This window comes from Streptomyces sp. NPDC048496 (genome assembly GCF_043200055.1).
Taxonomy (GTDB): Bacteria; Actinomycetota; Actinomycetes; order Streptomycetales; family Streptomycetaceae; genus Streptomyces.
On record NZ_JBICXB010000005.1, the window covers coordinates 107,156 to 130,731 of the forward strand.

Genomic DNA, 23,576 nt, shown 5'->3' on the forward strand with positions numbered 1-23,576 from the left:
GGGCACCGCCTTACCGACTATCCGTAGTTCTCCCGCAGTTCGATCTTCCGTACCTTCCCGCTGACCGTCATCGGGAAGGCCTCCAGGATCTGCAGCCTCCGCGGGATCTTGTAGTGAGCGAGCTGCTCGCGGCAGTACTCCGTCACTTCCTCCAGGCTCGGCGGGTCCGCCGGGTCCCTGGGGATGACACAGGCCAGGATCTCCTCGCCGCGCGTGGCGTCCGGTACGCCCACCACCTGCACGTCCGCGACCTTCGGGTGGCCGTAGAGGAATTCCTCGATCTCCCGCGGATACACGTTCTCGCCACCGCGGATGATCATGTCCTTGATCCGGCCGACGATCTGTACGTAGCCGTCCTCGCGCATCACCGCAAGGTCGCCGGTGTGCATCCAGCGCCCCGCGTCGATCACCTCGGCGGTCCGCTCGGGCTGCTCCCAGTAGCCGAGCATCACGCTGTAGCCACGGGTGCAGAGCTCGCCCGCCTCCCCGCGCTCCACGGTCACGCCGGTCGCCGGGTCGACGACCTTCACCTCGATGTGCGGCATGACCCGGCCGACCGTGCCGGTGCGGCGCTCCAGGTCGTCGTCGCGGCGGGTCTGGGTGGAGACCGGAGAGGTCTCCGTCATGCCGTAACAGATGGACACCTCGTCCATGTGCATCTCGGCGACGACCCGCTTCATCACCTCGACCGGGCAGGGCGATCCGGCCATGATCCCGGTGCGCAGCGAGGAGAGATCGTACGAGGCGAAGTCGGGGAGGTTGAGCTCGGCGATGAACATGGTGGGAACGCCGTAGAGGGAGGTGCAGCGCTCCTGCTGGACGGCGGCGAGGACGGCGGCGGGGTCGAAGGCGGGGGCCGGGATCACGATGCAGGCGCCGTGCGAGGTGATGCCGAGATTTCCCATGACCATGCCGAAGCAGTGATAGAAGGGAACGGGCAGACAGACCCGGTCCTGTTCGGTGTAGGCGACCAACTCCCCTACGAAGTAACCGTTGTTGAGGATGTTGTGGTGGGAGAGAGTGGCTCCCTTGGGGAAGCCGGTCGTGCCCGAGGTGAACTGGATGTTGATCGGGTCGTCACAGGACAACTCGGCTTCCCGCGCGGCCAGTTGCTCGGTCGTGACCGACCCTGCCGCTGCCGTCAGCTCGTCCCAGGACGGATCGCCGATGTAGTGCACGGACCGCAGGGCGGGGCACCCCGCCCGGACCTGGCCGACGAGGGCACGGTAGTCGCTGGTGCGGTGGGCGAGCGACGAGATCAGGATCGAGATCCCCGCCTGGCCGAGCACGTACTGCAGCTCGTGTGCCCGGTAGGCCGGGTTGATGTTGACCATGATGGCGCCGATGCGGGCGGTGGCGTACTGGACGAGCACCCACTCCGGGCAGTTGATCGCCCAGATTCCGACGCGGTCGCCCCTGGCCACCCCGGAGCCCATCAGCCCGCGCGCCAACTCGTCGACCGCCGCGCCGAATTCGGCGTACGTCCAACGCCGCCCCGAAGCGACGTCGACCAGCGCCTCACGTTCCGGGTACGTCTCGACCGCCCGGTCGAGATTGCGCCCGATCGTGTCGCCGAGCAGAGCGGTGGTGCCGGTGCCGTGCGCGTAGGACGGCCCGGTCCGTCCGGTCATCGCAGGTCCCCCTCGTCGTATTCGGTGCCGGCGCCCTGGGCCGTGCGCTCGCGCAGCTCGATCCGGCGGATCTTTCCGGAGACGGTCTTCGGCAGCTCGGCGAACTCCAGCCGGCGGATCCGCTTGTACGGGGCGAGGACCGCCCGCGAGTGCGCGAACAGCACCTTCGCCGTGTCCGGGCCGGGCTCCCAGCCCTCCGCCAGGACGACGTACGCCTTCGGGACGGCGAGCCGGACCGGGTCGGGCGCGGGCACGACCGCGGCCTCGGCGACCGCTTCGTGCTCCAGCAGCGCGCTCTCCAGCTCGAACGGCGAGATCTTGTAGTCGGACGCCTTGAACACATCGTCGGCGCGGCCGACATAGGTGATGTAGCCGTCCTCGTCGCGGGAGCCGATGTCGCCGGTGCGGTAGTAGCCGCCGGCCATCGCCTCGGCGGTACGGTCCGGGTCGCCGTGGTAGCCGGTCATCAGGCCGACCGGGCGGTACGACAGGTCGAGGGAGATCTCGCCCTCGATCGCACCGGGCTCACCGGTGACCGGGTCGAGGAGCTCGACCTTGAAGCCGGGACTGGGCCGTCCCATCGAACCGGCCTTCAGTGCCTGGCCGGGGCTGTTGGCGACCTGGACGGCGGTCTCGGTCTGGCCGAAGCCGTCCCGGATCGTGACGCCCCACTCGCGCCGGACCGTCTCGATGACCTCGGGGTTCAGTGGCTCTCCGGCGGCGACGACCTCGCGCGGCGGGGTGTTCAGCTGGGAGAGGTCGGCCTGGATCAGCATCCGCCAGACGGTGGGCGGGGCGCAGAAGCTGGTGACGCCCGAGCGGTCCATTTCGGCCATCAGACGGCCCGCGTCGAACCGGGTGTAGTTGAAGATGAAGACGGTCGCCTCGGCGCTCCATGGCGCGAAGAGGTTCGACCAGGCGTGCTTGGCCCAGCCCGGTGACGAGATGTTCAGGTGGACGTCCCCGGGCTTGAGACCGATCCAGTACATCGTCGCCAAGTGGCCCACGGGGTAGGAGACATGGGTGTGCTCGACCAGCTTGGGGCTGGCGGTCGTGCCGGAGGTGAAGTACAGCATCAGTGGCTCGTCGGCGTCGGTCTCCCGGTCCGTCTCGAAGCTCTCCGGCTGCTCGTCGGCGCCGGTGTAGGGGAGCCAGCCCGGTACGTCCTCGCCGACGGCGATCCGGGTGTAGTCGCCGGGCACCTCGTCGAACTTGGCGGCGTCGGCGTCCCGCACGATCACATGCCGGACCCGGCCGCGCTCCACCCGGTCGCGCAGGTCGACGGGGCCGAGGAGCGGGGTGGCGGGGATGACGACGGCCCGCAGCTTCATCGCGGCGAGGGCCGTCTCCCACAGTTCGACCTGGTTGCCGAGCATGACGAGGATCCGGTCGCCGGCGCGTACCCCTTGGGCGCGGAGCCAGTTCGCGGCCCGGTTGGAGCGGGCGGACATCGCGGCGAAGGACACCTCGGTGCGGCGGCCGTCCTCCTCCACGATGTGCAGGGCGGTGCGGTCGTTGTTCTCCGCGATGGCGTCGAACCAGTCCAGCGCCCAGTTGAAATGGTCGGCCCGGGGCCAGCGGAAGCCCTCGTACGCCGTCGCGTAGTCCTCGCGGTGCTGCAGCAGAAAGTCCCGGGCGGCCCGGAACGATTCCGTCGCGCTGGTTGCCGACATGTGCCCTCCTTATTGCGGACCGGACCGGTCCCTTTAACATCATGTAAACAGTGACCCAGGTCTCACCACCCCCGAACGGGGGTACGCAGGCAGGGCAGAGAGGCGACAGCGTGCCGGAACCGGTCGATGCGGGCGAGATGCAAGCGGCCCTGCTGCGGTTGCGCCGGACGAGCGGGCTGCCCGTGGCGTTCGGCGGACTGCTGTCGGATGCGCGCCACGCCAGGATCGCGGAGCTCAACGGGGCGCAGACCGCGGCGCTGCGCGGCCTTGTCATCACTGCGGGCAGCGGACTCGGCGGCAAGGCGATCGCCCTGTCCCGACCGTGTGCGGTGACCGACTACCCGTCGTCGCGGCACATCAGCCACGAGTACGACACCGCGGTCGCCGCGGAGGGGCTGCGCTCGGTGGTCGCGGTGCCCGTCGTCGTACGCCGCAAGGTACGGGGCGTGCTGTACGGGGCGCTGCGCGAGCCCCTCACCCTCGGGGACCGTACGTTCGACGCGGCCGTCGCGGCCGCCCGCGACGTGGAACAGACGCTCGCCGTGCGCGACGAGGTACAGCAGCTCCTGGCCCTCACCCGGGACCAGGTGACGGACCCGCGGGCGGCGCCGGGTGCTTGGGAGGACGTCCGCGAGGCGCACCGTGAGCTGCGCGCGCTGGTCCCGAGGGTGGCCGACCCGGTGCTTCGCGAGGAACTCCTCTCGGTGTGCGGGCGGCTGGCCTCGGCGTCCGGGACAACGGTGCCGGGCGCCCGCGGGGTGCAGCTGGCGCCGCGCGAGATCGATGTCCTCGCCTGCGTGGCCGCGGGCGCGACGAACGCGGTGGCGGCCGATCGGCTGGGGCTGCGGCCGGAGACGGTGAAGGGGTATCTGCGCGCGGCGATGCGGAAGCTGGGGGCGCACACCCGGCTGGAAGCGGTCGTGGCGGCGCGCCGGGCGGGGCTGCTGCCGTAGGTGCGCGCCGGGCGTCCGCCTCGGCGCGCACCTGACGTCCGCCGGGGTCTCTGCCGTACGGTCGGGGCCAGGGGGTGACGGACATGGTGTCCACGCATCAATATCTTGCCTTCGCGGCGATGTCCCTGCTGGTGATCGTGATCCCGGGGCCGAGCGTCCTCTTCGTGATCGGCCGGGCGCTGGCCCACGGCCGCCGCACCGCGCTGACCACGGTGCTGGGCAATGTCGCCGGTTCGTACATCCTGGTGGTGGCGGTTGCGCTGGGCATCGGTTCGCTGGTCGAACGCTCGATGATGGTCTTCATGGCAGTGAAGCTGGCGGGTGCGGCGTATCTGGTCCTCCTGGGGGTGCAGGCGTTCCGGCACCGCAAGGAGTTGACGCTGGGGGCTGTCGAGGCGTCGCCGGAGCGGCCCGCGCACGGTGATCTGCGGACGCTGGTGGACGGTGTGGTCGTCGGCGTCACCAACCCCAAGGGCATCGTCTTCTTCGCCGCGGTACTCCCCCAGTTCGTGGACCCGTCGACCGGTCATCTCCCGGTGCAGATGCTGCTGTTGGGGCTGGTGCCGATCGCGATCGGGCTGGTGACGGACACGCTCTGGGGGCTCGGCGCGTCGGCGGCCCGGAGCTGGTTCGCCCGGTCGGACAGGCGGCTGTCGCTGATCGGCGGGGCGGGTGGCTTCGCGATGATCGGTCTGGGTGTGACGGTGGCGGCGACGGGCCGCGCCGACTGACGGCCTCCCCCGCGACAGGGAGTGGATCAGCGAGCGGCGTCATGCGGCTTCGATGGCAAGGCGGAGGACGGAGTCGACGCGGAGCGTCGGTGGCCGACGACAACGCCGAAGGGGGCCCCTCCCTGCTCGAGCGAAGCCGAGAGCTCGGGGGAGGAGTCGCAGGACGTCGCGAGCCCACTCCCTGTCGCTGGGGAGGCCGTAAGCCCCGCTCCCGGTCAGTCCCCGAAGTCGACGAACGGGGCGAACCGGATGTCGTGTGCGGCCGGGTCCGCGGGTCGCATCGTGGCGAGCATCCGCAGCCCTTCCTCCGTGACGGCTTCGCGCTCCGCCGGGCTCAGCCTCCCCAGCGCCTGCACGGTGACGGTCCCCTCGCCGCCGGGCTTCTGCCCGGGCGCGCCGAACCGCCAGATCGCCGCGAGGAAGCCGTCGACGAGCACGGCTCCGTACGCCTGATTGCCGTTCCCGTTGCGTCCCTTGAACCGCGACGGGATGACGCGCGTGCGGTCCGCATGGCCGAGCAGGACATTGTCGAACTCGGGCAGGAAGCGCGGCGGGGCGGGGGTGTCCGGGTCGGGACGCGGGGCGTCCGGCAGGTCGAAGAGTTCCACGCCGTGCTCGTCGCGGAAGGTGGTCAGCCGCGGCCGCAGCCGCTCGAAGACTTCCCGCAGCCGGGTCAGTCCGGCCCACATCTGCATGTCCTTCACGGAGGCGGGTCCGAAGGCGCCGAGGTAGCGCAGCACGGTTGCGTCGGGCGTGGGTGTCGGCTCCGACGGCCGGCCGAGCCAGTGCTCGACGGTGGTCAGCGCGACCTGTCCGCTCCGTCCCCAGAGCCCGCGCGGGGTGACCTGGACCAGGGGCAGGGTGCAGCGGACGGCCACGGTCAGGGCCTGCGGGTCGGCGTCCGGCCACTGCGCGAGCAGTGCCTCGCGGAGTTCCTTCGGGGTGCGCGGGCGCTCCTCGACGAGCTCTCTGCCCATCGCCGCGAGCCGGTCCAGGTCCACCCCGCCGAGCCCCTGCCGGAATATCTTCAGCTCCCGGCTGCGGGCCGGCTGGACCAGCGGACGCAGGGTCAGCGCGTCGTCGGCGGTGTGGGTGTGGATGGTGGAGCGGAGGGTGACGATGCGGACCAGCTCGCGGGACCCCATCAGTGCGGAGAGCTCGGCCGGGTCGAAGCCTTCGAGCCGGGCGAAGAGCTGGTAGTACGGCGGCTTGGTGTTCTGCGCCTGGAGCCCGACGAGATGCCCGACGGCTTCCTTCGCGGACATCGGGGTCCGGCGCAGGAGCAGTTGGCGCTCCAGGGTGGCCCGGCCCAGTGCGCGGGGCGTGAGCCGCGGGGGCTGGGCGGATGCGGCTCGTGCGGCGGGCTTCGTCTTCGCGGTCATGAACGGCACGGTACGCGGATATGCGGACAACTCCCGTCCGCAATCGCATCTTCTCGTTCCTTCCCGCGGTCGCCGCACCGCAGGGCGGCAGGACCCCGGATTGCGCGCGGGCCGCCCGCATCATGGTCGGGTGATCAGCGTCCTGTTCGCCATCCTGACCGCACTCAGCAACGGCGCCGCGTCCGTACTGCAACGCCGTGCAGCCCTCGCCGTACCCGACACGAAGGCGATGCGCCTGTCGCTGATCGGCCATCTGCTGCGCCAGAAGGTGTGGCTGGCCGGAATCGGGCTGGTGATCGTCGCCGCCGTCTGCCAGGCCGTCGCGCTGGCCACCGGGCCGATCGCGGTGGTCCAGCCGATCTTCGTCATCGAACTCCCGGCTGCGCTGCTGCTGGCCGGGATCGTGATGCGGGTCCGGGTACCGGGCGGAGTCTGGTACGGCGTGGCTGCCGTGACCGTCGGGCTGGCCCTCGGCATGACCTCCGCCGCTCCGGGCGGCGGCAGCACGTCGGTGCAGGGCGCGGTCTGGGTCCCGGCGCTGATCCTGACGGGGATCTTCGAGGCCGCGCTGATCACCGGCGCGATGAAGACCCGCGGGAACCCCCGGGCGGCGCTGCTCGGGCTCGCCGCCGCGTGTGGTTACTCGCTCACCGCCGCCCTGATGAAGGACGCCATGGGGCGGCTCGGTGACGACGGGGTGACCGCGCTCATGACGTCCTGGCAGCTGTACGCCACCGCCGCCGCCGGGGTGGGCGCGCTGTTCCTCCTTCAGAACGCGCTCCAGGCGGGCACCCTGGTCGCCGTCCAGCCGATGCTGACACTGGGCGACGCGCTGATCAGCGTCCTGTACGGGGTGACGCTGTTCGGCGAGGAGCTGCGCACGGGCTGGTGGCTGCTGCCGGAGCTGGTCGCGATCGCTCTCATCGCGCTGGGCTGTATCGAACTGTCCCGTTCGCCGCTGGCGTCCGGGAACGCCGTACCGCCGCGGCGCAGCACCCGCGTGACGTGACGGCCCGTACCGGGCCCCGGGGTCGGGCGTCCGGGTTCCGGTGCGCCGGCGAGGTCGACGTCGGGGTGGCCGGCGAACAGCACGACGGCGATCGGGCCGAAGAGGTGGCAGGCGGTGCACGCGGTGGCGGCGTGGCCCTGCTCCGTGCTCACCTGTTCGGCGGAGAGCCCGCCGAGTCCGGCACGACAGGGAGAGCGCGTGTTCCGGACGGTCCCGGACGACGCCCGTCCGCCCCTGCGACGCTCGCCCGGCGCGCGGAACCGGCCCGGGGAAGGAATCCCGCGGGCCGGTTCCTGCCGAGTCGCTTCAGGCGGTCTGCCCGGATCCCGAGCCGGTCAAGGCCGCCGCCTTGATCCCCTTGGTGATCTCGTCCATCACCGAGAGCGCGGGCGCCTTGGGGCCGGCGTCGAAGCCGGACCGTACGACGACCAGCATGTCCGCGGAGTGCGGGGAGGCAAAGGCCAGCGACTGGACGTAGCCGTCGTCGCCCTCCTTCGTGACCACCTTCCAGCGCACCAGATAGCCCTTGCGGCCCGCGACGGTGACCGCCTCGGACTTGAGCTGCTCGTGCGAGGTGATGGCGCCGTAGGCCTTGCCGCCGTACGACGACGTGGCGTTGACGGAGATGTCCGCCTTCGCCGCCGCCTCCGCCGTCTTCGCGGTGATCTTCAGCGCCTGGGCCGGGGCGACGAACGCTCCTCCGCGCTCGCACTTCTGCGAGGCGTCGGCCGGGCATGTGTACGATCCCGTGCTCACCGAGGCACCGATCAGGGCCGACTGGCCGGTCCAGCCGTCGGGCACCGGCAGGCTGACACCAGTGCTGGCGTCCGTGGCATACCCCTCCTCGGACGGCGGCTGCTGCTGGTCGGGCGCCGGACTCCGGCCACCGGGACCACCGGGGCCGCCCTGGCCGTTCCGTCCCCCGGGGGAACTGGGCGTCGGCGACTCGACACCGCGGGAGTTGTTCTCGGAACGGTGGGTTCCATCAGCCAGCAGGACGGCGCCACCCGCGATCGCGGCCAGCACCACCACACCCGCGGTGACGCCGACGCCGATCCGGATCCGACGGCGCCGGACGGCTGCGGGCGGCATCCGGAGCTGATCCGTCCACTGACTCCCGTCCCACCAGCGTTCCTGGACAGGGCCTGTTCCTGTATACCCGGGGTCCGTATGCCAGCCGGGAGGGCTCATCTCGGTCACGACGCCCACCGTAGAGGCGCTCCGTGAAAATCGCATGAAACGGTGCGTTGAACCCGCTCAGGGTCGCCGGCAGTGCGCGGACCACCGAATGGGGGCGTAATGGGCTAGAACCTCTCTTTTCGGATCAGGCTGCGACCAAGGAGTACGGGCAGGACCCGGCGTGCCGGGCACGGTCCGAAGAGAGGCCCCAGGAGCCCGGACCACGACGGGACCGGGCCGTGCGATGGGAGAGCCATGCCGTACATCACCGTTGGCGAGGAGAACTCCGCCGGCATCCATGTGTACTACGAGGACCACGGGACGGGGCAGCCCGTCGTCCTGATCCACGGGTTCCCGCTGAGCGGCGCATCCTGGGAGATGCAGCTCCCGGTCCTGCTGCGCGCCGGATACCGGGTGATCACGTACGACCGGCGCGGCTTCGGCCGCTCCTCGCAGCCCACCACGGGGTACGACTACGACACTCTCGCCACGGATCTCAACGCCGTCATGGAGAAGCTCGACCTGCAGAACACCATCCTGGTCGGGTTCTCCATGGGCACCGGCGAGGTCGTCCGTTACCTGGGCAACTACGGATCCGCACGGGTCGACCGGGCGGCACTGATCGCCCCGATCCCGCCGTTCCTCCTGAAGACCGGGGACAACCCCGAGGGGGTCGACCAGAGCGTCTTCGACGGCATCATGAGCGCCATCGCCTCGGACCGTCCCGCGTATCTGACGACCTTCCTCCATGACTTCAACAACGTCGACAAGCTCGGTGGCACCCGGATCAGTGACCAGGCACTGCAGCTCCAGTGGACGGTGGCCGCCGGTGCGTCGGCCCACGCCACGCTGGCCTGCGTGCCGGCCTGGCTGACGGACTTCCGCGACGACCTGCCCAGGATCGACGTGGAGACGCTGATCGTCCAGGGCGACGAGGACCGCATCCTGCCCATCGAGTCCTGCGGGCGGCGGCTGCCCGGCCTGATCAAGAACAGCCGTCTCGTCGAGATCCCGGGCGGCCCGCACAACATCGGCTGGACCCATGCCGAGGAACTCAACGCGATTCTCATGGGGTTCCTGGGCCGGACAGCCTCCTGAGCGCCGCACGCCGCCGGGGCGTCCGGCCATGACCCGCGAGGTAATCGACGCTTCTTCCCGCGTCGGACATCGTGTTCCTCACGAGCCGCACAGGAGCCCGGCCGCAGGGCCGGGACCGTGACCGAGAGGACAGCACGATGACCGCATACGAGGACGCCGTTCAGCGCTACTTCGCCGCCTGGAACGCGGCCACCCCCGAGGATCTGGCGAAGGCCGTCGCAGCGGCCTTCACCGAGGGCGCCACGTACACCGATCCGCTGGCCTCAGTGCGGGGCCACGACGAGCTGGTGGCCGTGATCAGCGGTGCCCATCAGCAGTTCCCCGGCTTCGAGTTCAAGCTGACCGGCGCCCCCGAAGGACACCACGACATCGTCCGCTTCGGCTGGGACCTGGTCTCCACCTCCGACGGCTCGGCGCCCGTCGCCGGGTCCGACGTCGTCACCCTCGACGAGGACGGGCGCATCACCTCGGTCAGCGGCTTCCTGGACCGGGTCCCCGGAGCGTGACCGGTGCGGATTTCCGGCGCGCCCGGTAGTCGGGCAGTTCGATGTCCGTGACCTTCCTCCCCTCTTCCGGCATCCGGTTGAGGACGAATGTGCGGCTGAGCATCCAGTTGCGCATGCGCAGCGCGAACGCGGAGCCGGGGGCGAGGAAGGGGCCGGTCCGGTCACCGCTCTTCTGGCAGCCCTGCGCGTAGGTACGCAGCAGGCTCTCGTAGCGGGCGAAGGCGGCGGCGTGGTCGCCGCGGTGGGCGGCCAGCTCCCCCGCGAGCACGTACGCGGCGACGATCGCGGTCCCGGTGCCCATGCCGCCGATGGTGGCCCCGCAGGCGGCGTCACCGAGGAGGGCGACGCGGCCTGGTCGAAATGCTCCGCCGTCACCCCTGGCTACTGGAGGCGACGCTCGGCCCGCGTCTGATGGGCCCGAAGGAACTCGGCTGGATGGAGCGGGCCCTCTCCGCACTGGACGGCACCGGGCTGACCGCATCCTGGACGGCCTGGAGGTCCTGATCGCCGAGCGCGCCCGGAGCTGATCCACGCGAGGGCCCGCAGCAACACGGCTGCCGCAGGGCCGTGACGGGCGGATGTCTTCCATACGGTCTTCGGCTACCGCGACCCCGAGCCCTGCACCGGCGGACACGTCGCGTTCCGCACCGTCCTCAGCCACATCAGGACCAGTGACGTCAAGGTCAGCGAGCTCGCGGTCCGGCCGTAATCCGAGTTCGGGCCCGGGGATCGTCGGAGCGTTTTCTGGAATTAACCTCTGATCCCTTGTCACAGCCAGGTCTACGCGCATAGCTTGTGGCCCCTCATCACACTTTGAGGGGCAGTTCATCGTGCACATATCCCGACCCCGTTCCATCCTGCTGGCCGGCGCGGTCGCCGTGACCCTCTCGGCGACCGCGCTGCCTGCCGCCTTCGCGGCCCCGTCCTCGACCGCCGTGATCTCCGAGGTGTACGGGGGCGGGGGCAACTCGGGTGCGACGCTCACCCGCGACTTCGTCGAACTGGCCAATGCCGGCTCGGCCGCGTACGACCTCTCGGGCTTCAGCGTCCAGTACCTGCCCGGCACACCGTCCGCGGGTTCGCTCTGGCAGGTCTCCGCGCTGACCGGGTCCGTCGCGCCCGGCGGCCGCTACCTGGTCGCCCAGGCCGCGGGCACCGGCGGCACCGTCGCTCTGCCCACCCCGGACGCCACCGGCACCGTGGCGATGTCCGCGACCAGCGGCACCGTCGCCCTCGTCTCCGGGACCACCCCGCTGACCTGCAAGACCGCGGCCGACTGCGCCGCCGACACCCGCATCGTGGACCTCGTCGGCTACGGCTCCGCGGTCGTACGGGAGGGCAGCGGCCCGGCGGCAGGCGCCTCCGCCACCGCCTCCGTGGCGCGCGGTACGTCGCTCGCCGACACCGACAACAACAACGCCGACCTGGCCGCGGGCGCCCCGACACCGGTCAACTCGGCCGGTGAGACGTCCGGTGGAACGGGACCCGGCGACCCCGGCAACCCGACCGAGCCCGGCACCGTGCGGGTGCACGACATCCAGGGCACCACCCGCGTCTCGCCGCTGAACGGCCAGTCGGTGACCGGGGTCCCCGGCGTCGTCACCGGCGTGCGGACCACCGGTTCGCGCGGCTTCTGGATCCAGGACACCACGCCGGACGCGGACCCCCGTACCAGCGAAGGTGTCTTCGTCTTCACCGGCTCCACCGCACCGGCCGTCGCCGTGGGCGATTCCGTGCTGGTCAGCGGCAAAGTGGACGAGTACTACCCGTCGGCCACCACCCAGTCGATCACCGAGATCACCGCCCCCAAGGTCACGGTCCTGTCGTCGGGCAACGCGCTGCCCGCGCCGGTCGTGCTCGACGCGGCGTCCGTGCCCGACACGTACGCCCCCTCGGCAAGCGGCGGTTCGATCGACGCGCTGGCCCTCGACCCGACGAAGTACGCGCTCGACCGGTACGAGTCGCTCGAAGGTACCCGTGTGCAGATCGCCGACACCCGGGTCACGGGTGCGACGACCGCGTACGACGAGGTCTGGGTGACGGTCAAGCCGAACGAGAACCCGACGCAGCGCGGCGGCACACTCTACTCCTCGTACACCGACCAGAACACCGGTCGCATCAAGGTGATGTCGCTGGACACCACCCGCCCCTTCCCCGTCGCGAACGTGGGCGATGAGCTGTCCGGCACCACCACCGGTGTCATGGACTACGCCTCCTTCGGCGGCTACAACCTCCAGGCGACCGAGCTGGGCACGGTCACCGACCACCACCTGCGGCGCGAGGTCACCCGGAAGCAGCGGGACAAGGAGCTCGCGGTCGCCACGTACAACGTGGAGAACCTGGACGCGCTCGACGAGCAGGCCAAGTTCGACACGCTCGCCGCGGGCGTCGCGGTCAACCTCTCCTCCCCCGACATCGTGTCTCTGGAGGAGATCCAGGACGACAACGGTGCGGTGAACGACGGCACGGTCGGCTCCGAGGCGACGCTCAAGCGGTTCACCGACGCGATCGTCGCGGCGGGCGGTCCGCAGTACGCATGGCGCTACATCGCCCCCGAGAACGGCAAGGACGGCGGCGAGCCCGGCGGCAACATCCGTAACGTCTTCCTCTACAACCCCGAGCGCGTCGACTTCGTGGACCGCGCGGGCGGCGATGCGACCACCGCCGTGACCGCAGTCAAGACAAAGAAGGGCGTCGCTCTCTCGGCATCGCCCGGCCGCATCACCCCGGCCAGCGACGCGTGGGCGGACAGCCGCAAGCCCCTGGTCGGCGAGTTCCGCTTCCACGGGAAGACGGTGTTCGTCATCGGCAACCACTTCGCCTCCAAGGGCGGCGACCAGCCCCTGCACGGTCGCTACCAGGAGCCGAAGCGCAGCTCGGAGACGAAGCGCGTCAAGCAGGCGGCGGAGGTCAACACCTTCGTCAAGTCGCTGCTGGCGGCGGACAAGTCGGCGCAGGTCATCACCCTCGGGGACCTCAACGACTTCGCGTTCTCGCCGACGATGGACGCGCTGACCGACGGCCGGGTACTCAAGCCGCTGATCACCACGCTGCCGGTGGGCGAGCAGTACAGCTATGTGTACGAGGGCAACTCGCAGACGCTGGACCACATCCTGACCAGTCCTGGCGTGCTCCGCTTCGACTACGACGTGGTGCACATCAACGCGGAGTTCGCCGACCAGGCGAGCGACCACGACCCGCAGATCGTGCGCGTGGACGTGAACGCACCGCACTGATCGCGTAAAGCAGGAGGGGGCCGCCCGGTCGACGGGCGGCCCCCTCTGTTCGACCGGTCGTATCGCTGTCGCCCCCGCCCATGAGCGCCGGACCGATACGCCCGAGCAGCACCGCGCACACCGTGCTGCACCCCGTCACCCCTGCCCGGATCAGCGGCGGCTTCCGGGCCGCCCGTCGCCGTACCGACGCGGAGGCGAGCATCCCGCAGGGGCCCCGCAGGCTCGAAGAGGCCGGAATCCTGGGGAACCTGCGCGTGGCCGCGACCGGGAACGGCGCCTTCACCGGGGACTTCCCGTTCCAGGACTCCGACGTCCACAAGTGGCTGGAGGCAGCGTCCTGGCGACGGCCAACTCACCTCCGATGTGGACCGGTTGACAGCTTCCGGTGGGGTGGCCGCGGGGCAACTTCGGGCCGGTAAGGCGGCGCCCGGTGGCCGACGTCATCCACCGCGAACGCTGGTAGGAACGGCGAACGGCCGCCCCCCGCGCCCGTGCCGGCCGGGGCGGGACCTGCCGACAGAGCCTGCGATCGCTTGCACCGGACGACGCTCCTCATGGGGCAAACATTGCCGGTCACGGCACCTAGGATTGCCGGGTGAACGACAAGCCGGTTCCCGACAAAACCTCCTCCCGCACCACCGGGTCCCAGGCCCTGGCCCGGGGCCTGAGCGCGCTCGGACTGGTGGCCGGGACGCCGCACGGGCTCGCGGTGCAGGACGTGGCGGACCGCCTGGGCGTGCATCGCACCATCGCGTACCGCATCCTGACCACCCTGGCGGAGTTCCGGCTGGTGTTCCGGGGCACGGACGGCCGCTACCGGGCGGCGTCCGGCACCGCCGCGCTGGCGCGTGGCTATGCGGCCGGGATCCGGGAGGCATCGCTGCCGGTGCTGCGGCGGGCCGCAGACCAGCTGAGGGCCACGGTCGCGCTGATCGCCGCGGAGGGCGACGACGCGGTGGCGGTGGCGGTGGCGGAGCCGCAGTCGGTGGACTACCACCTCTCCTACCGGGTCGGCAGCCGCAACCCGATCGGGGTCGGCGCGGCCGGTCTGGCGCTGGCCTCGTTCCGGCCGCCGTCGCCGGACGATTCGGCCGAGCTCGCCGAGGTGCGCGAGCGCGGGTACGCCATGACGTTCGGGCGGGTGGAGCCGGGTGCCTTCGGGGTGGCCGTGCCGCTGCGTTCGGCCGATCCGGCGATGCAGCTGTGCGTCAACCTGATCACCACCCGGGAAGAGGTGGCGCGCGCCTCGGTCACCGGCATGCTGGCCGCCGCCGAGGAGCTCTCCCGTAGCGTCTGACCTTCTGTTCTCTTCACCCTGAGGGCCCCTTGCGCAGCCGCGCGAGGGGCCCTTTGCCCACCTGTTCGCTGACCGGGGGAGGTCGCCCGGCCGTTCGTCCCGCGGCTGCCGTACACCGACCGGGCGGCGATCACGCAGGGGGCTCGTCGCGGAGCGGGAGCGCGGTGCCATGCACATCTGACGCCTTGCCACGCCGCCCGGCGACCGGTCGCGCCGTCGCCTGGGAGCTTGCCGTATCGCCTGTCAATTCTGCGGGAGTGAAAGGGAGTTCGACACGCAGGTAAATGTTTTTCATGCCCTGGACGCATGGATAGCCTGAGCCCGCTTCGCGGCCCTCGACCCACCCCACTCGGGTCCGGGGCCGTTCTTTCTCCCCCACACAGCAGGAGCAGGTATGCCCAGACGCGCCGCAGCCCACACGAGGGGCCGCGCATCCGTGCTGGCGGCTCTCACCGCCACCGCGCTCGCCGCGACCGGCACGCCGGTCCTCGCCGCACCCCCTCCGGTCGCCGCCGACTACTCCATGAACCAGGCGTTCGCGCAGGCGGCACGGAAGTTCGACGTACCGCGCGACCTGCTCGCCGCCGTCGGCTACGGCGAAACGCACCTCGACGGCCACGCCGGGCGCCCCAGCCAGGCGAACGGGTACGGCGTGATGCACCTGGTCAGCAACCCCAGGAACCACACGCTGGAAACGGCGGCCGCACTCACCGGCGCGCCGCTGTCGAAGCTCCGACGGGACACCGCGGCCAATATCCTCGGCGGCGCGGCCGTGCTGCGCGCGTACGCGGACCGCATCGGCCTCGACGGCGACGAGCGCGGCGACATCAACGCCTGGTACCCGGCCGTGGCGCGGTACAGCGGCACGACGGACCGCGCCGCCGCCCTCTACGCCGACACCGTCTACACGTTCCTCGCGAACGGGATCGTCACCACCGTCCCCGGCGGCGAGCGGGTCTCGGTGACCGCCCGCCCGGTCGCCCCGGAGAAGGGCACCTTCCCCGGCAGCGGGGTACGCACCCAGAGCCCCGACTACCCGTCGGCCCTGTGGGTCCCGGCCGACCCGAACAACTTCGCCAAGGGCCGTTCGGCGCCGATCAACAAGGTGATCATCCATGTCACGCAGGGCTCGTACTCGGGCTCGGTCAGCTGGTTCCAGGACCCCACGTCCGAGGTGAGCGCCCATTACGTGATCCGCTCCTCCGACGGGCAGATCACCCAGATGGTCCGCAACAGCGACACCGCGTACCACGCCCGGGGCGCGAACGCGTCGGCGCTCGGCATCGAGCACGAGGGATTCATCGACGACCCGTCCTGGTTCACGGATGCGATGTACCGCTCCTCGGCCGCCCTGACCAGCGCCCTGTGCGACAGATACGGCATCCCGAAGGACCGGGCGCACATCATCGGCCACAGCGAGGCAGCGGGCAGCGACCACACCGACCCGGGCCCGTACTGGGACTGGGCCCGCTACATGAGCTTCGTCGGGGGCGACGACAGCGGCGGCAGCAGCAGCAGCAGCAGCAGCAGCAGTGACGGGCTGAGCTTCGCCTCGTACGCCACCCAGCAGAGCGGATCGACGGGCGCCCAGGTCACGGCGGTGCAGCAGCTGCTGACCGCGCAGGGCTTCGACGCGGGCGCAGTGGACGGGAGATTCGGCCCGGCCACACTGACCGCGGTCAAGACGTTCCAGACGGCCCGGGGACTGAGCGCCGACGGCATCGTCGGCGCGAGGACCTGGACGGCGCTGCTGTCGGCCGGGACCGTTCCGACGCTGGAGCAGGGGGGCTCGGGCGCGGACGTGAAGCGGCTCCAGCGCTCGCTGACCGCGGCGCTCGGCACGACCGTGGACGCCGACGGCACCTTCGGCCCGGAAACGGTGACGGCGGTGCGCACCTATCAGAGCGGCCGCGGGCTGACGGTGGACGGGATCGTCGGCAGCGGCACCTGGGCGGCGCTGCAGGCAGGACGCTGATCTGACAGGACGTCAGCAGACGCCGGTACGGGCGGTGCGGCGAGGATTCCGCCCGCACTGCCCGTCCGCATGTCACGCCCGGCCGAGATGGACAGTGCCATGACCAAACCGTGCGGGTGAGATGTGCGATGCCCACTCTGCCCTGAGTGTGCCGCTCGCCGGCCTCCTGCTAAATTTGCACGCATGTTCCTCCTCTGTGCCTAGGACCCGCACCGACCGCGCCCGTCACACCGGGTGCGGCGCTCCGGTGTCCCTGCACGCACACAGCGCGCCAGGTCCGCGCTGCCTTCCCGAGGAACGATCCTCATGCTTTCGCCTTCGCCCACGCCCTCCCACACTCCCTCCTACGCAACGGTCCTGCGCACCCGTCATGCCTCCCGCACCTTCGGCGCCGCGCTGCTGGGACGGCTGTCGTACGGGATGATCTCCCTCTCCCTGACGCTGGCGGTCAAGGACGCCACCGGTTCGTACTCCGTGGCGGGCGCCGTCATGGCCCTGTTCGGGGCGACCAGCGTCTTCCTCTCCCCCGCCCGTGCCGCGCTGATCGACCGGTACGGGGCACGACGCGCGCTGCCGCCCCTGGCCATCGCGTATGCGCTGCTCCTCTCGGTCCTGGCCCACGTCACCTGGCAGCCCGGTGCCTCGGGTTTCCGGCTGGGCGTGTGGGCCGTGCTCGCCGGTGCCTGCACACCACCACTGGGGCCTGTGATGCGGACCCTGTGGAGCAGCCTCCTGCCCGACCGGGAACTGCTCCAGCGCGCCTACAGCCTGGACGGCGTGGCCGAGGAACTCCTCTTCGTCACCGGGCCCTTGCTGGTGGGGCTGCTGGTGAGGTTCGCCGAACCCGCGGCCGGTGTGGCGGTCAGTGCCGCGCTGGTGCTGGTCGGGGCGTTGGCCCTGGTGACCTCTCCGGCGGTACGCGGTACGGGCCCACGTCCGCCGAGGACGAAGCCGCTTCCCGCGGCACCGTCCGCGAAACCACTGCTCTGCGTGGCCGGGTTGCGTCACGCGGTGGTGTGCATGGCCGGGGTGGGGCTGTGCCTGGGGGCGCTGGATCTGCTGGTGGTGGCCTTCACCGACCGGCACGACCAGGATGCGGCCGTGGCCTGGGTGCTGGCGGCGCTCTCCGCGGGGAGCGCGGTCGGTGGCCTGGCCTACGGCGCCGTCTCGTGGCGCGCGTCGAGTCGGCTGCGACTGACGGCACTTGCCGTCGCTCTGGGGCTGTGCCTGCTCGCGGCCGGGCTGTCACCGAACCTGTACGTGCTGGTCGGCACGGTCGCCGTCGCCGGGCTGTTCGTCGCCCCGGCCATGACCACGGCGTATCTGATCGCGGACGAGTCCGTCGGCGCGGGCAGCCGTACGCAGGCCGGCGCATGGGTCAACACCGCCATCAATGCCGGGTCCTCGATCGGAACAGCCGTGGTCGGTCCGGCGCTGGGGCATCTGCCGCTCGCGGCGTGCTTTGCCCTGGCCGCGACCCCGGTGCTGCTCTGCGCGGCGTTCACGGCCCGCGGCGACCGCCGATGAGGTCCGCCGCCCGGAGGCACGCGTCGAGTTCGTCCGCCGGATAGGGCACGAGCACGCCGGACGCCTGTCGGTGAGGTGACCGGAGACATGAGGAAAGGTGGCTCCACACCCCTGTCGGGGATGCGGAGCCACCTCGTGGAAGCCCTCCGGAGGAATCCTCAGGAGGAACTGTCAGCAGGTCGGTTCAGGCAGCAGGTCACTTCAGACCGAACGCCCGGACGATCTCCTGGTCGATACCGAGCCCGTTCCCGTCCTCGGCGTGCGCCTTGAGGGAGACGAAGCCGCCGGCCTTCTTGGGCGTCTTGAACCTTGCGGTCCAGTTGCCCTCGGAGGTCCTGCGCAGATCCGTCGTGCTCCACGTCCTGCCGTCGTCGTAACTGACCGACAGTGACGCCTTCTTGGCCTTCACCGCACCGTCGAGCCACTCCTGCGTGCCGGCGGAGAGACCGACCTCCGTCCACTTGCCTGACTCGACGTCACCGGAGAGGTCGGTGTCGACCTTGTAGTCCAGCTGGAGCAGCGGGAGGTCGGCCCGCCAAGGGCCGTTCTGGTCCATCTGGCCCGAGACGAAGTTCCACTCCGTGTGCGTGCGGGTGGATGTCTTCCACACGTCGCCGTCGCGGGTGGAGTCGAGGACGAAGCGGTACGGCAGCTTCTCCGGCGCCAGGTTTCCGATGTATCCGGCCCGGCCGGCGACCTTCCGGATCAGCGTGTCGCCCTGGTAGAAGGCGGTGGTGGTGGTGTCGTACTCGTCCTCCGGCATGGCTCCCGAGTGGCCCGCGCCCGAGTCCGTCCACGGGGTGAAGTTGAACTGCATGTCGTTGTAGACGGTGCGGAACGGACCCCAGTAGCCGGTGCCCAGCCGCGGACGACTGACTGGCGCGAACCACTCGGCGGGGTAGGTGCGACCCGCGGTGTAGTCCAGGTCGCCGCTGCGCATCTCGTGCGCGAAGCCGGTCTCCGTGGCGTTGAAGACCGAGTGATCCTCGTACCAGAAGGAGGCGCCCGGGAGCGGGGTGACCCACTCGTCGCGGGTGCTGGGGAACTTCTCGTACTCCGCGAGGCCGATACCGAAACCGTAGTCCGGAATGTCGTAGCGGTAGCCCCCGCCGAGCATGGCCTTGTGGCCGTAGAAGGTGTTCTCCACCTTCGCCAGCTGGGAGGCCGTCGGAGCGAACGCGAGCGAGCGGTCCGGGACGGTATCGTTGTGGCGGTCGACCAGGTCGTACAGGTACCGGGCGAACCTGCGCTGGGTCATGGTGAGCTTCTCGCCCCGCGTGGCCTCCTTGATCAGGGACTCGCCGGCCAGCTGCTGGACCGAGGCGACCGGGATGGTGGTCGTGGTGCCGTACTCGGTGTACCACTCCATCGCCACACCGCGACCGTCGTTGACGACGAAGAGCGCCTTGGCGCCCGCGGCAAGCGCGTTGGTGAGCCGCTCGGCCGCGGAGACCGCGTCGCTGCGGCGGACCACGACAGCCTTGCCCTTGACGTCCAGGCCCTGGTAGTCGGCCTCGGCACCGTTGCCCGCGAAGACACCGGTCAGTTTCTGGCTGCTGTCCTCGGCGACGGGCGAACCGCCCTGCACGGCGACCGGCACATCACGGCCGTCGACCGACAGGTCGATCCGCTTCTCGCCCTGGCGCCAGCGGGTCAGGAAGCTGAAGCTGCCCTGGGTGACCTTCTGGGTGGGGCTTGCCCACAGCTGGTCGTACGCCACCGGGATCGTGTACGCGTCGCGCTGGACGACGCCGTTCGGTGCGGTGCGCGCCATGTCGAACCGCAGCTGTCGGGTCTCGGTCGCCTTCGGCGTCTTCACGCTGACCTTGTGGGCCTTGGACGCGTCGAGAGTGATCGTGGTCGGCTTGTCGAGAATCGTCTCGGGGGCCGCGAGGAAAGCGATGGCCTTCGAGTCGGCGCGGTCACCGGCGATGTCGGCGGTGGACCAGGCGGTGTAGTTGCCCGGGGGCAGCCGCAGCGTGATGTCGCCGGACACCGCGACGACGTTCAGGCTCTGGTGGCCCAGCAGGCCGAGGACGACGTAGCCGTCCGTCGGCTCGCCCGCGCGGTCACGGAGCTTGAGGGTGAGGTCGTAGAGCTCCTGCTCCTTGTTCAGGGCGAAGCCGGTGTGGGCGACGGTCGTACCTGCCGCGTCCTTGGCGATGACCTGACCGGAGAACGTGGTGTTGCTCGGAACCTTCGCCGGGTCCAGCGAGAGGACGGCCTCGGCGGTGGAACCGGCCGGGACAGTGAGCTCGGACGTGGAGAGCGTGTACGCGGCCGAGTCCGTGTCGGTGGCCAGCTTCAGCGTGACGTCCTTGGTACCGGTGTTGCGGTACGTGATCTTCCGCTCGGCGACCGGGTCGGAGGCGCTGTGCGGCCAGTCGTACGCGGCGACGGCGACGGAGCCGGTGGCCTCGATCGTCGTGTCGATCGCCGCCTTCACGTCGAGCCGGCCGGTGCCCTGCTGGTACGGGGTGTAGTCGGGCAGCTGCCTCGACGAGGTCATCAGCGCGTCCTTGATGCGCTGACCGGACCAGTCGGGGTGACGCTGCTTCAGGATCGCCGCGCCGCCCGCGACATGCGGGGTCGCCATTGAGGTACCGGACATCTGCTGGTACATGCCGCTGATGCCGGGGACCGCCTGCGAGGCGGCGGCGTTGATGTTCACTCCGGGTGCGGACAGGTCGGGCTTCAGCCCGTACGACCGGGTCAGCGGGCCCATGGAGGAGAACTCCGCGCGACCGTCCCGTTTGTCGACGGCGGCGACGGTGAGCGCCTTGTCGGCAGAGCCGGGCGAACCGATGGTGCCCGCACCGTACGCGTTGCCGGCGGCGATCACGAACAGCGGACCGCCGTCCGCCGAGAGGGCGTCGACCGCCTGCGACATCGGATCGGTGCCGTCGTCCGGGATGCTGGAGCCGAGACTCATGGAGACGACGTCGGCGCCTTCGGCCTTCGCCCACTCCATGGCGGCGATGATCCCGGAGTCCGCGCCGGAGCCCTCGTTGCTGAGGACCTTGCCGATGATCAGGTCCGCGCCCGGGGCGACCCCCTTGTTGACACCGTCCGACGCGGCGCCGGAGCCCGCGATGGTGGAGGCGACGTGGGTACCGTGGCCGTTCCTGTCCAGGACTTCCTGACCGGGCACGAAGCTCTTGGACTCGAGGATGCGGTCCTTGACGTCCGGATGGGTCGGGTCGATGCCGGTGTCGAGGACGGCGACCTTGGTGCCCTTGCCGTCGTACCCCTCGGCCCACGCCTGCGGGGCGTTCACTTGCGGCACCGAGTCCTTGAGCGCTGCCTCGGCACGGCCGTCGAGCCACAGCTTGGCGATGCCGTTGTCCAGGGAGCGCGCGGTGGGCGTACGCGCGATGTCGTTCCAGAAGGAGCGGGTGGTGTCCTTGTCGGCCTTCAGCGCGACGCCGTGGATGCTGTCGAGCTGACGGACCGTCTTGGCACCGCGGGGCGCGGCCGGCAGCGAACGGGCCTTGCTCGCCGGGTAGGTGGCGATCAGCGGGATGCCGCCGGTCTTCTTGTCGTCGTAGCCCATCGTGGCGAGGGTCGAGACATTGAAAAGCCGGCGGTCCAGCTTCCCGGCGGCGATGAGCGCGGTCGCCTCGTCGGGCAGGACGTAGATGTCGTCGCCGGCCTGCTGTACATGCACACCGCCGACCGCTCCGTCGGGTCGGTCCACGGTGACGGTGTCCTGCTTGCCGACGCCGTCGGTGTAGTGGACGACATCACCGGTGACCAAGGTGATGTCGTACTGCTGGACGGGGGTCCCGGGGTGTCCGGTGGCAGTGGGTACGGCCTGGGCTGCCGATGCGGAACCTGCCGCGGGCAGCAGGGCGCCACTCACGAGAGCGACCGAGGTCGCTATGAGCAGGGCCCTGCGTCCCGCGCGCGCGGGTCTCGCACGGCCGGAAGCGGAGGAGGCTGTGAATGTCATGAGGTTGATTTACCGGCACATTCGCACCCACGTCTGCGTCTATTTCTGGCGGGATGCCGCCGTGGCGGCATCCCGCCCCTTCAGGAGTTCCGGCGGAAACCCAACTGCACCTGTTTCAGTCGGTTTCACCCGGCCGTCGAGCTACGGCTCCCGCTCACTCGCCGGCGTCGCGCCACGTTCCGGTGAGCCCGCACGCCTTCGTGGTCCGAGAGCCGGTCAGACCACCGAGGAGATGCGGCCGGCCACCGGCCGGCCGCCCTCGTGGTGGATCGGGGTGTGCGCGCCGGTGAGCGGGACACCGCTGCCGCCGCGCCGGTCGGCGACGATCTCGGCGGCGATGGAGAGCGCGGTCTCCTCGGGGGTGTGTGCTCCGAGGTCGAGGCCGATCGGCGAGTGCAGCCGGGCCAGTTCGAGTTCGGTGACGCCGACCCCGCGCAGCCGGTCGTTGCGTTCGAGATGGGTGCGGCGCGAGCCCATCGCGCCGACGTACGCGACCGGAAGCTTCAACGCCCTTTCCAGCAGCGGAACATCGAACTTGGCGTCATGAGTGAGCACGCAGAGCACGGTGCGCGCGTCGACGGCGGTCGCCGCAAGGTAGCGGTGCGGCCAGTCGACGACGATCTCGTCGGCGTCGGGAAAGCGGGCCGCCGTGGCGAAGACGGGACGGGCATCGCACACGGTGACGTGGTACCCGAGGAATTTGCCGGCCCTGACCAGGGCGGCGGCGAAGTCGATGGCCCCGAAGACGATCATCCGGGGCGGCGGAACGCTCGATTCGACGAGCAGGGCGAGAGGGCGGCCGCAGCGTGAGCCCTCGGCGCCGATGGTGACGGGGCCGGTGCGGCCCGCGTCCAGCATGGCGCGGGCCTCGGCAGCGGCTGTGCGGTCCAGCCCCGGATGTCCGCCGAGCCCACCCTCGTACGAACCGTCGGGGTGGACGAGTTGGGGGCGGCCGAGGAGTTCGGCGGGGCCGTCGGTGATCCGTACCATCGCCGCCGCCCGCCCTGCCGCCGAGGCGGCGAGCGCGGCGGCGAACACCGGGCGTGCGGGGTCGTCCGCGCGGACCGGTGTCACCAGGATGTCGATGATGCCGCCGCAGGTCAGACCGACCGCGAAGGCGTCCTCGTCGCTGTAGCCGAACTGCTCCCGTACGGTGATGCCGTCATCGAGGGCCTGTTGGCACAGCTCGTACACCGCACCCTCCACACACCCGCCGGAGACCGAACCGATCGCGTTGCCGTCGCGGTCGACGGCGAGGGCGGCTCCCGGCTGCCGGGGCGCGCTCCCGCCGACCGCCACGACCGTGGCGACGGCGAACTCGCGTCCCTGCCCGACCCACCGGTGAAGCTCTTCGGCGATGTCCAGCATGGCGTATCTCCTTAGACCGACCGGCAAATGGGGGCGGCGGACGTGCGACGTTCCTGGAA

Annotated in this window: 18 protein-coding genes and 1 pseudogene; 12 read left to right on the plus strand and 7 right to left on the minus strand. The window is 70.7% G+C overall.

What is annotated here, in order from left to right; genetic code table 11:
- Positions 1-17 precede the first annotated feature (17 nt).
- Both ACGFSA_RS07895 and ACGFSA_RS07900 read right to left on the minus strand, forming a co-directional pair.
- Positions 18-1,631 (minus strand): AMP-binding protein, encoded by a 1,614-nt coding sequence (locus ACGFSA_RS07895; RefSeq protein WP_393301246.1) that lies wholly within the window; start codon positions 1,629-1,631, stop codon positions 18-20.
- A complete protein-coding gene (locus ACGFSA_RS07900; protein ID WP_393301249.1) occupies positions 1,628-3,304 on the minus strand; it encodes an AMP-binding protein in 1,677 nt (558 codons plus the stop codon). Before ACGFSA_RS07900 ends, ACGFSA_RS07895 begins: the two co-directional genes overlap by 4 nt.
- A gap of 110 nt (positions 3,305-3,414) precedes the next feature.
- On the opposite strand from ACGFSA_RS07900, the gene ACGFSA_RS07905 reads away from it, so the two are divergent.
- Both ACGFSA_RS07905 and ACGFSA_RS07910 read left to right on the plus strand, forming a co-directional pair.
- Positions 3,415-4,257: a response regulator transcription factor gene (locus ACGFSA_RS07905; protein ID WP_393301252.1), complete on the plus strand. Its 843-nt coding sequence runs from the start codon at positions 3,415-3,417 to the stop codon at positions 4,255-4,257.
- An 83-nt stretch (positions 4,258-4,340) separates the two neighbouring features.
- A complete protein-coding gene (locus tag ACGFSA_RS07910) occupies positions 4,341-4,988 on the plus strand; it encodes a LysE family translocator (RefSeq protein ID WP_393301255.1) in 648 nt (215 codons plus the stop codon).
- A 215-nt stretch (positions 4,989-5,203) separates the two neighbouring features.
- Here the strand turns inward: ACGFSA_RS07910 and ACGFSA_RS07915 are convergent, their stop codons facing one another.
- Positions 5,204-6,370, minus strand: a complete 1,167-nt coding sequence (locus ACGFSA_RS07915) for a winged helix DNA-binding domain-containing protein (RefSeq protein WP_393301258.1) — start codon at positions 6,368-6,370, stop codon at positions 5,204-5,206.
- A 130-nt stretch (positions 6,371-6,500) separates the two neighbouring features.
- On the opposite strand from ACGFSA_RS07915, the gene ACGFSA_RS07920 reads away from it, so the two are divergent.
- Positions 6,501-7,379, plus strand: coding sequence for a DMT family transporter (locus tag ACGFSA_RS07920; RefSeq protein ID WP_393301261.1), 879 nt, complete (start codon positions 6,501-6,503; stop codon positions 7,377-7,379).
- 306 nt (positions 7,380-7,685) lie between these two features.
- Here the strand turns inward: ACGFSA_RS07920 and ACGFSA_RS07925 are convergent, their stop codons facing one another.
- On the minus strand, positions 7,686-8,579 hold the full coding sequence (locus ACGFSA_RS07925) for a DUF2510 domain-containing protein (RefSeq protein WP_393301264.1): 894 nt from the start codon (positions 8,577-8,579) through the stop codon (positions 7,686-7,688).
- A 234-nt stretch (positions 8,580-8,813) separates the two neighbouring features.
- Here ACGFSA_RS07925 and ACGFSA_RS07930 point away from each other — a divergent pair, with 234 nt between their 5' ends.
- A complete protein-coding gene (locus tag ACGFSA_RS07930) occupies positions 8,814-9,656 on the plus strand; it encodes an alpha/beta fold hydrolase (protein ID WP_393301267.1) in 843 nt (280 codons plus the stop codon).
- Between the two features lie 137 nt (positions 9,657-9,793).
- Positions 9,794-10,162 carry a nuclear transport factor 2 family protein gene (locus ACGFSA_RS07935; protein WP_393301270.1) on the plus strand — a complete coding sequence of 123 codons (369 nt, stop codon included), beginning with the start codon at positions 9,794-9,796 and terminating at the stop codon, positions 10,160-10,162.
- Here ACGFSA_RS07935 and ACGFSA_RS07940 read toward each other — a convergent pair.
- Positions 10,128-10,463 (minus strand): hypothetical protein, encoded by a 336-nt coding sequence (locus ACGFSA_RS07940; protein WP_393301273.1) that lies wholly within the window; start codon positions 10,461-10,463, stop codon positions 10,128-10,130. The genes ACGFSA_RS07935 and ACGFSA_RS07940 overlap by 35 nt on opposite strands.
- A gap of 59 nt (positions 10,464-10,522) precedes the next feature.
- Between ACGFSA_RS07940 and ACGFSA_RS07945 the strand changes: the two genes are divergently transcribed.
- The 7 genes and pseudogenes from ACGFSA_RS07945 (at position 10,523) to ACGFSA_RS07975 (ending at position 18,197) form a co-directional block, all read left to right on the plus strand.
- Positions 10,523-10,666, plus strand: coding sequence for a TetR/AcrR family transcriptional regulator C-terminal domain-containing protein (locus ACGFSA_RS07945; RefSeq protein WP_393301276.1), 144 nt, complete (start codon positions 10,523-10,525; stop codon positions 10,664-10,666).
- Between the two features lie 326 nt (positions 10,667-10,992).
- Complete coding sequence (locus ACGFSA_RS07950; protein ID WP_393301279.1) at positions 10,993-13,398, plus strand: endonuclease/exonuclease/phosphatase family protein; 2,406 nt, start codon at positions 10,993-10,995, stop codon at positions 13,396-13,398.
- A gap of 80 nt (positions 13,399-13,478) precedes the next feature.
- Positions 13,479-13,817: a hypothetical protein gene (locus tag ACGFSA_RS07955; RefSeq protein WP_393301282.1), complete on the plus strand. Its 339-nt coding sequence runs from the start codon at positions 13,479-13,481 to the stop codon at positions 13,815-13,817.
- Positions 13,778-13,861, plus strand: a pseudogene (locus tag ACGFSA_RS07960) (nitroreductase); the annotation flags it as partial. The gene ACGFSA_RS07955 and the pseudogene ACGFSA_RS07960, both read left to right, overlap by 40 nt.
- A 132-nt stretch (positions 13,862-13,993) precedes the next feature.
- A complete protein-coding gene (locus ACGFSA_RS07965) occupies positions 13,994-14,695 on the plus strand; it encodes an IclR family transcriptional regulator (RefSeq protein ID WP_393301285.1) in 702 nt (233 codons plus the stop codon).
- Between the two features lie 394 nt (positions 14,696-15,089).
- Positions 15,090-16,670 (plus strand): peptidoglycan-binding protein, encoded by a 1,581-nt coding sequence (locus tag ACGFSA_RS07970; protein ID WP_393301288.1) that lies wholly within the window; start codon positions 15,090-15,092, stop codon positions 16,668-16,670.
- Positions 16,671-16,976: 306 nt separating this feature from the next.
- Positions 16,977-18,197, plus strand: coding sequence for an MFS transporter (locus tag ACGFSA_RS07975; RefSeq protein ID WP_393301292.1), 1,221 nt, complete (start codon positions 16,977-16,979; stop codon positions 18,195-18,197).
- A 196-nt stretch (positions 18,198-18,393) separates the two neighbouring features.
- Here ACGFSA_RS07975 and ACGFSA_RS07980 read toward each other — a convergent pair whose 3' ends face one another.
- Positions 18,394-22,149, minus strand: coding sequence for a S8 family serine peptidase (locus tag ACGFSA_RS07980; protein WP_393301295.1), 3,756 nt, complete (start codon positions 22,147-22,149; stop codon positions 18,394-18,396).
- 216 nt (positions 22,150-22,365) lie between these two features.
- Positions 22,366-23,517 (minus strand): XdhC family protein, encoded by a 1,152-nt coding sequence (locus tag ACGFSA_RS07985; protein ID WP_393301297.1) that lies wholly within the window; start codon positions 23,515-23,517, stop codon positions 22,366-22,368.
- Positions 23,518-23,576 lie beyond the last annotated feature (59 nt).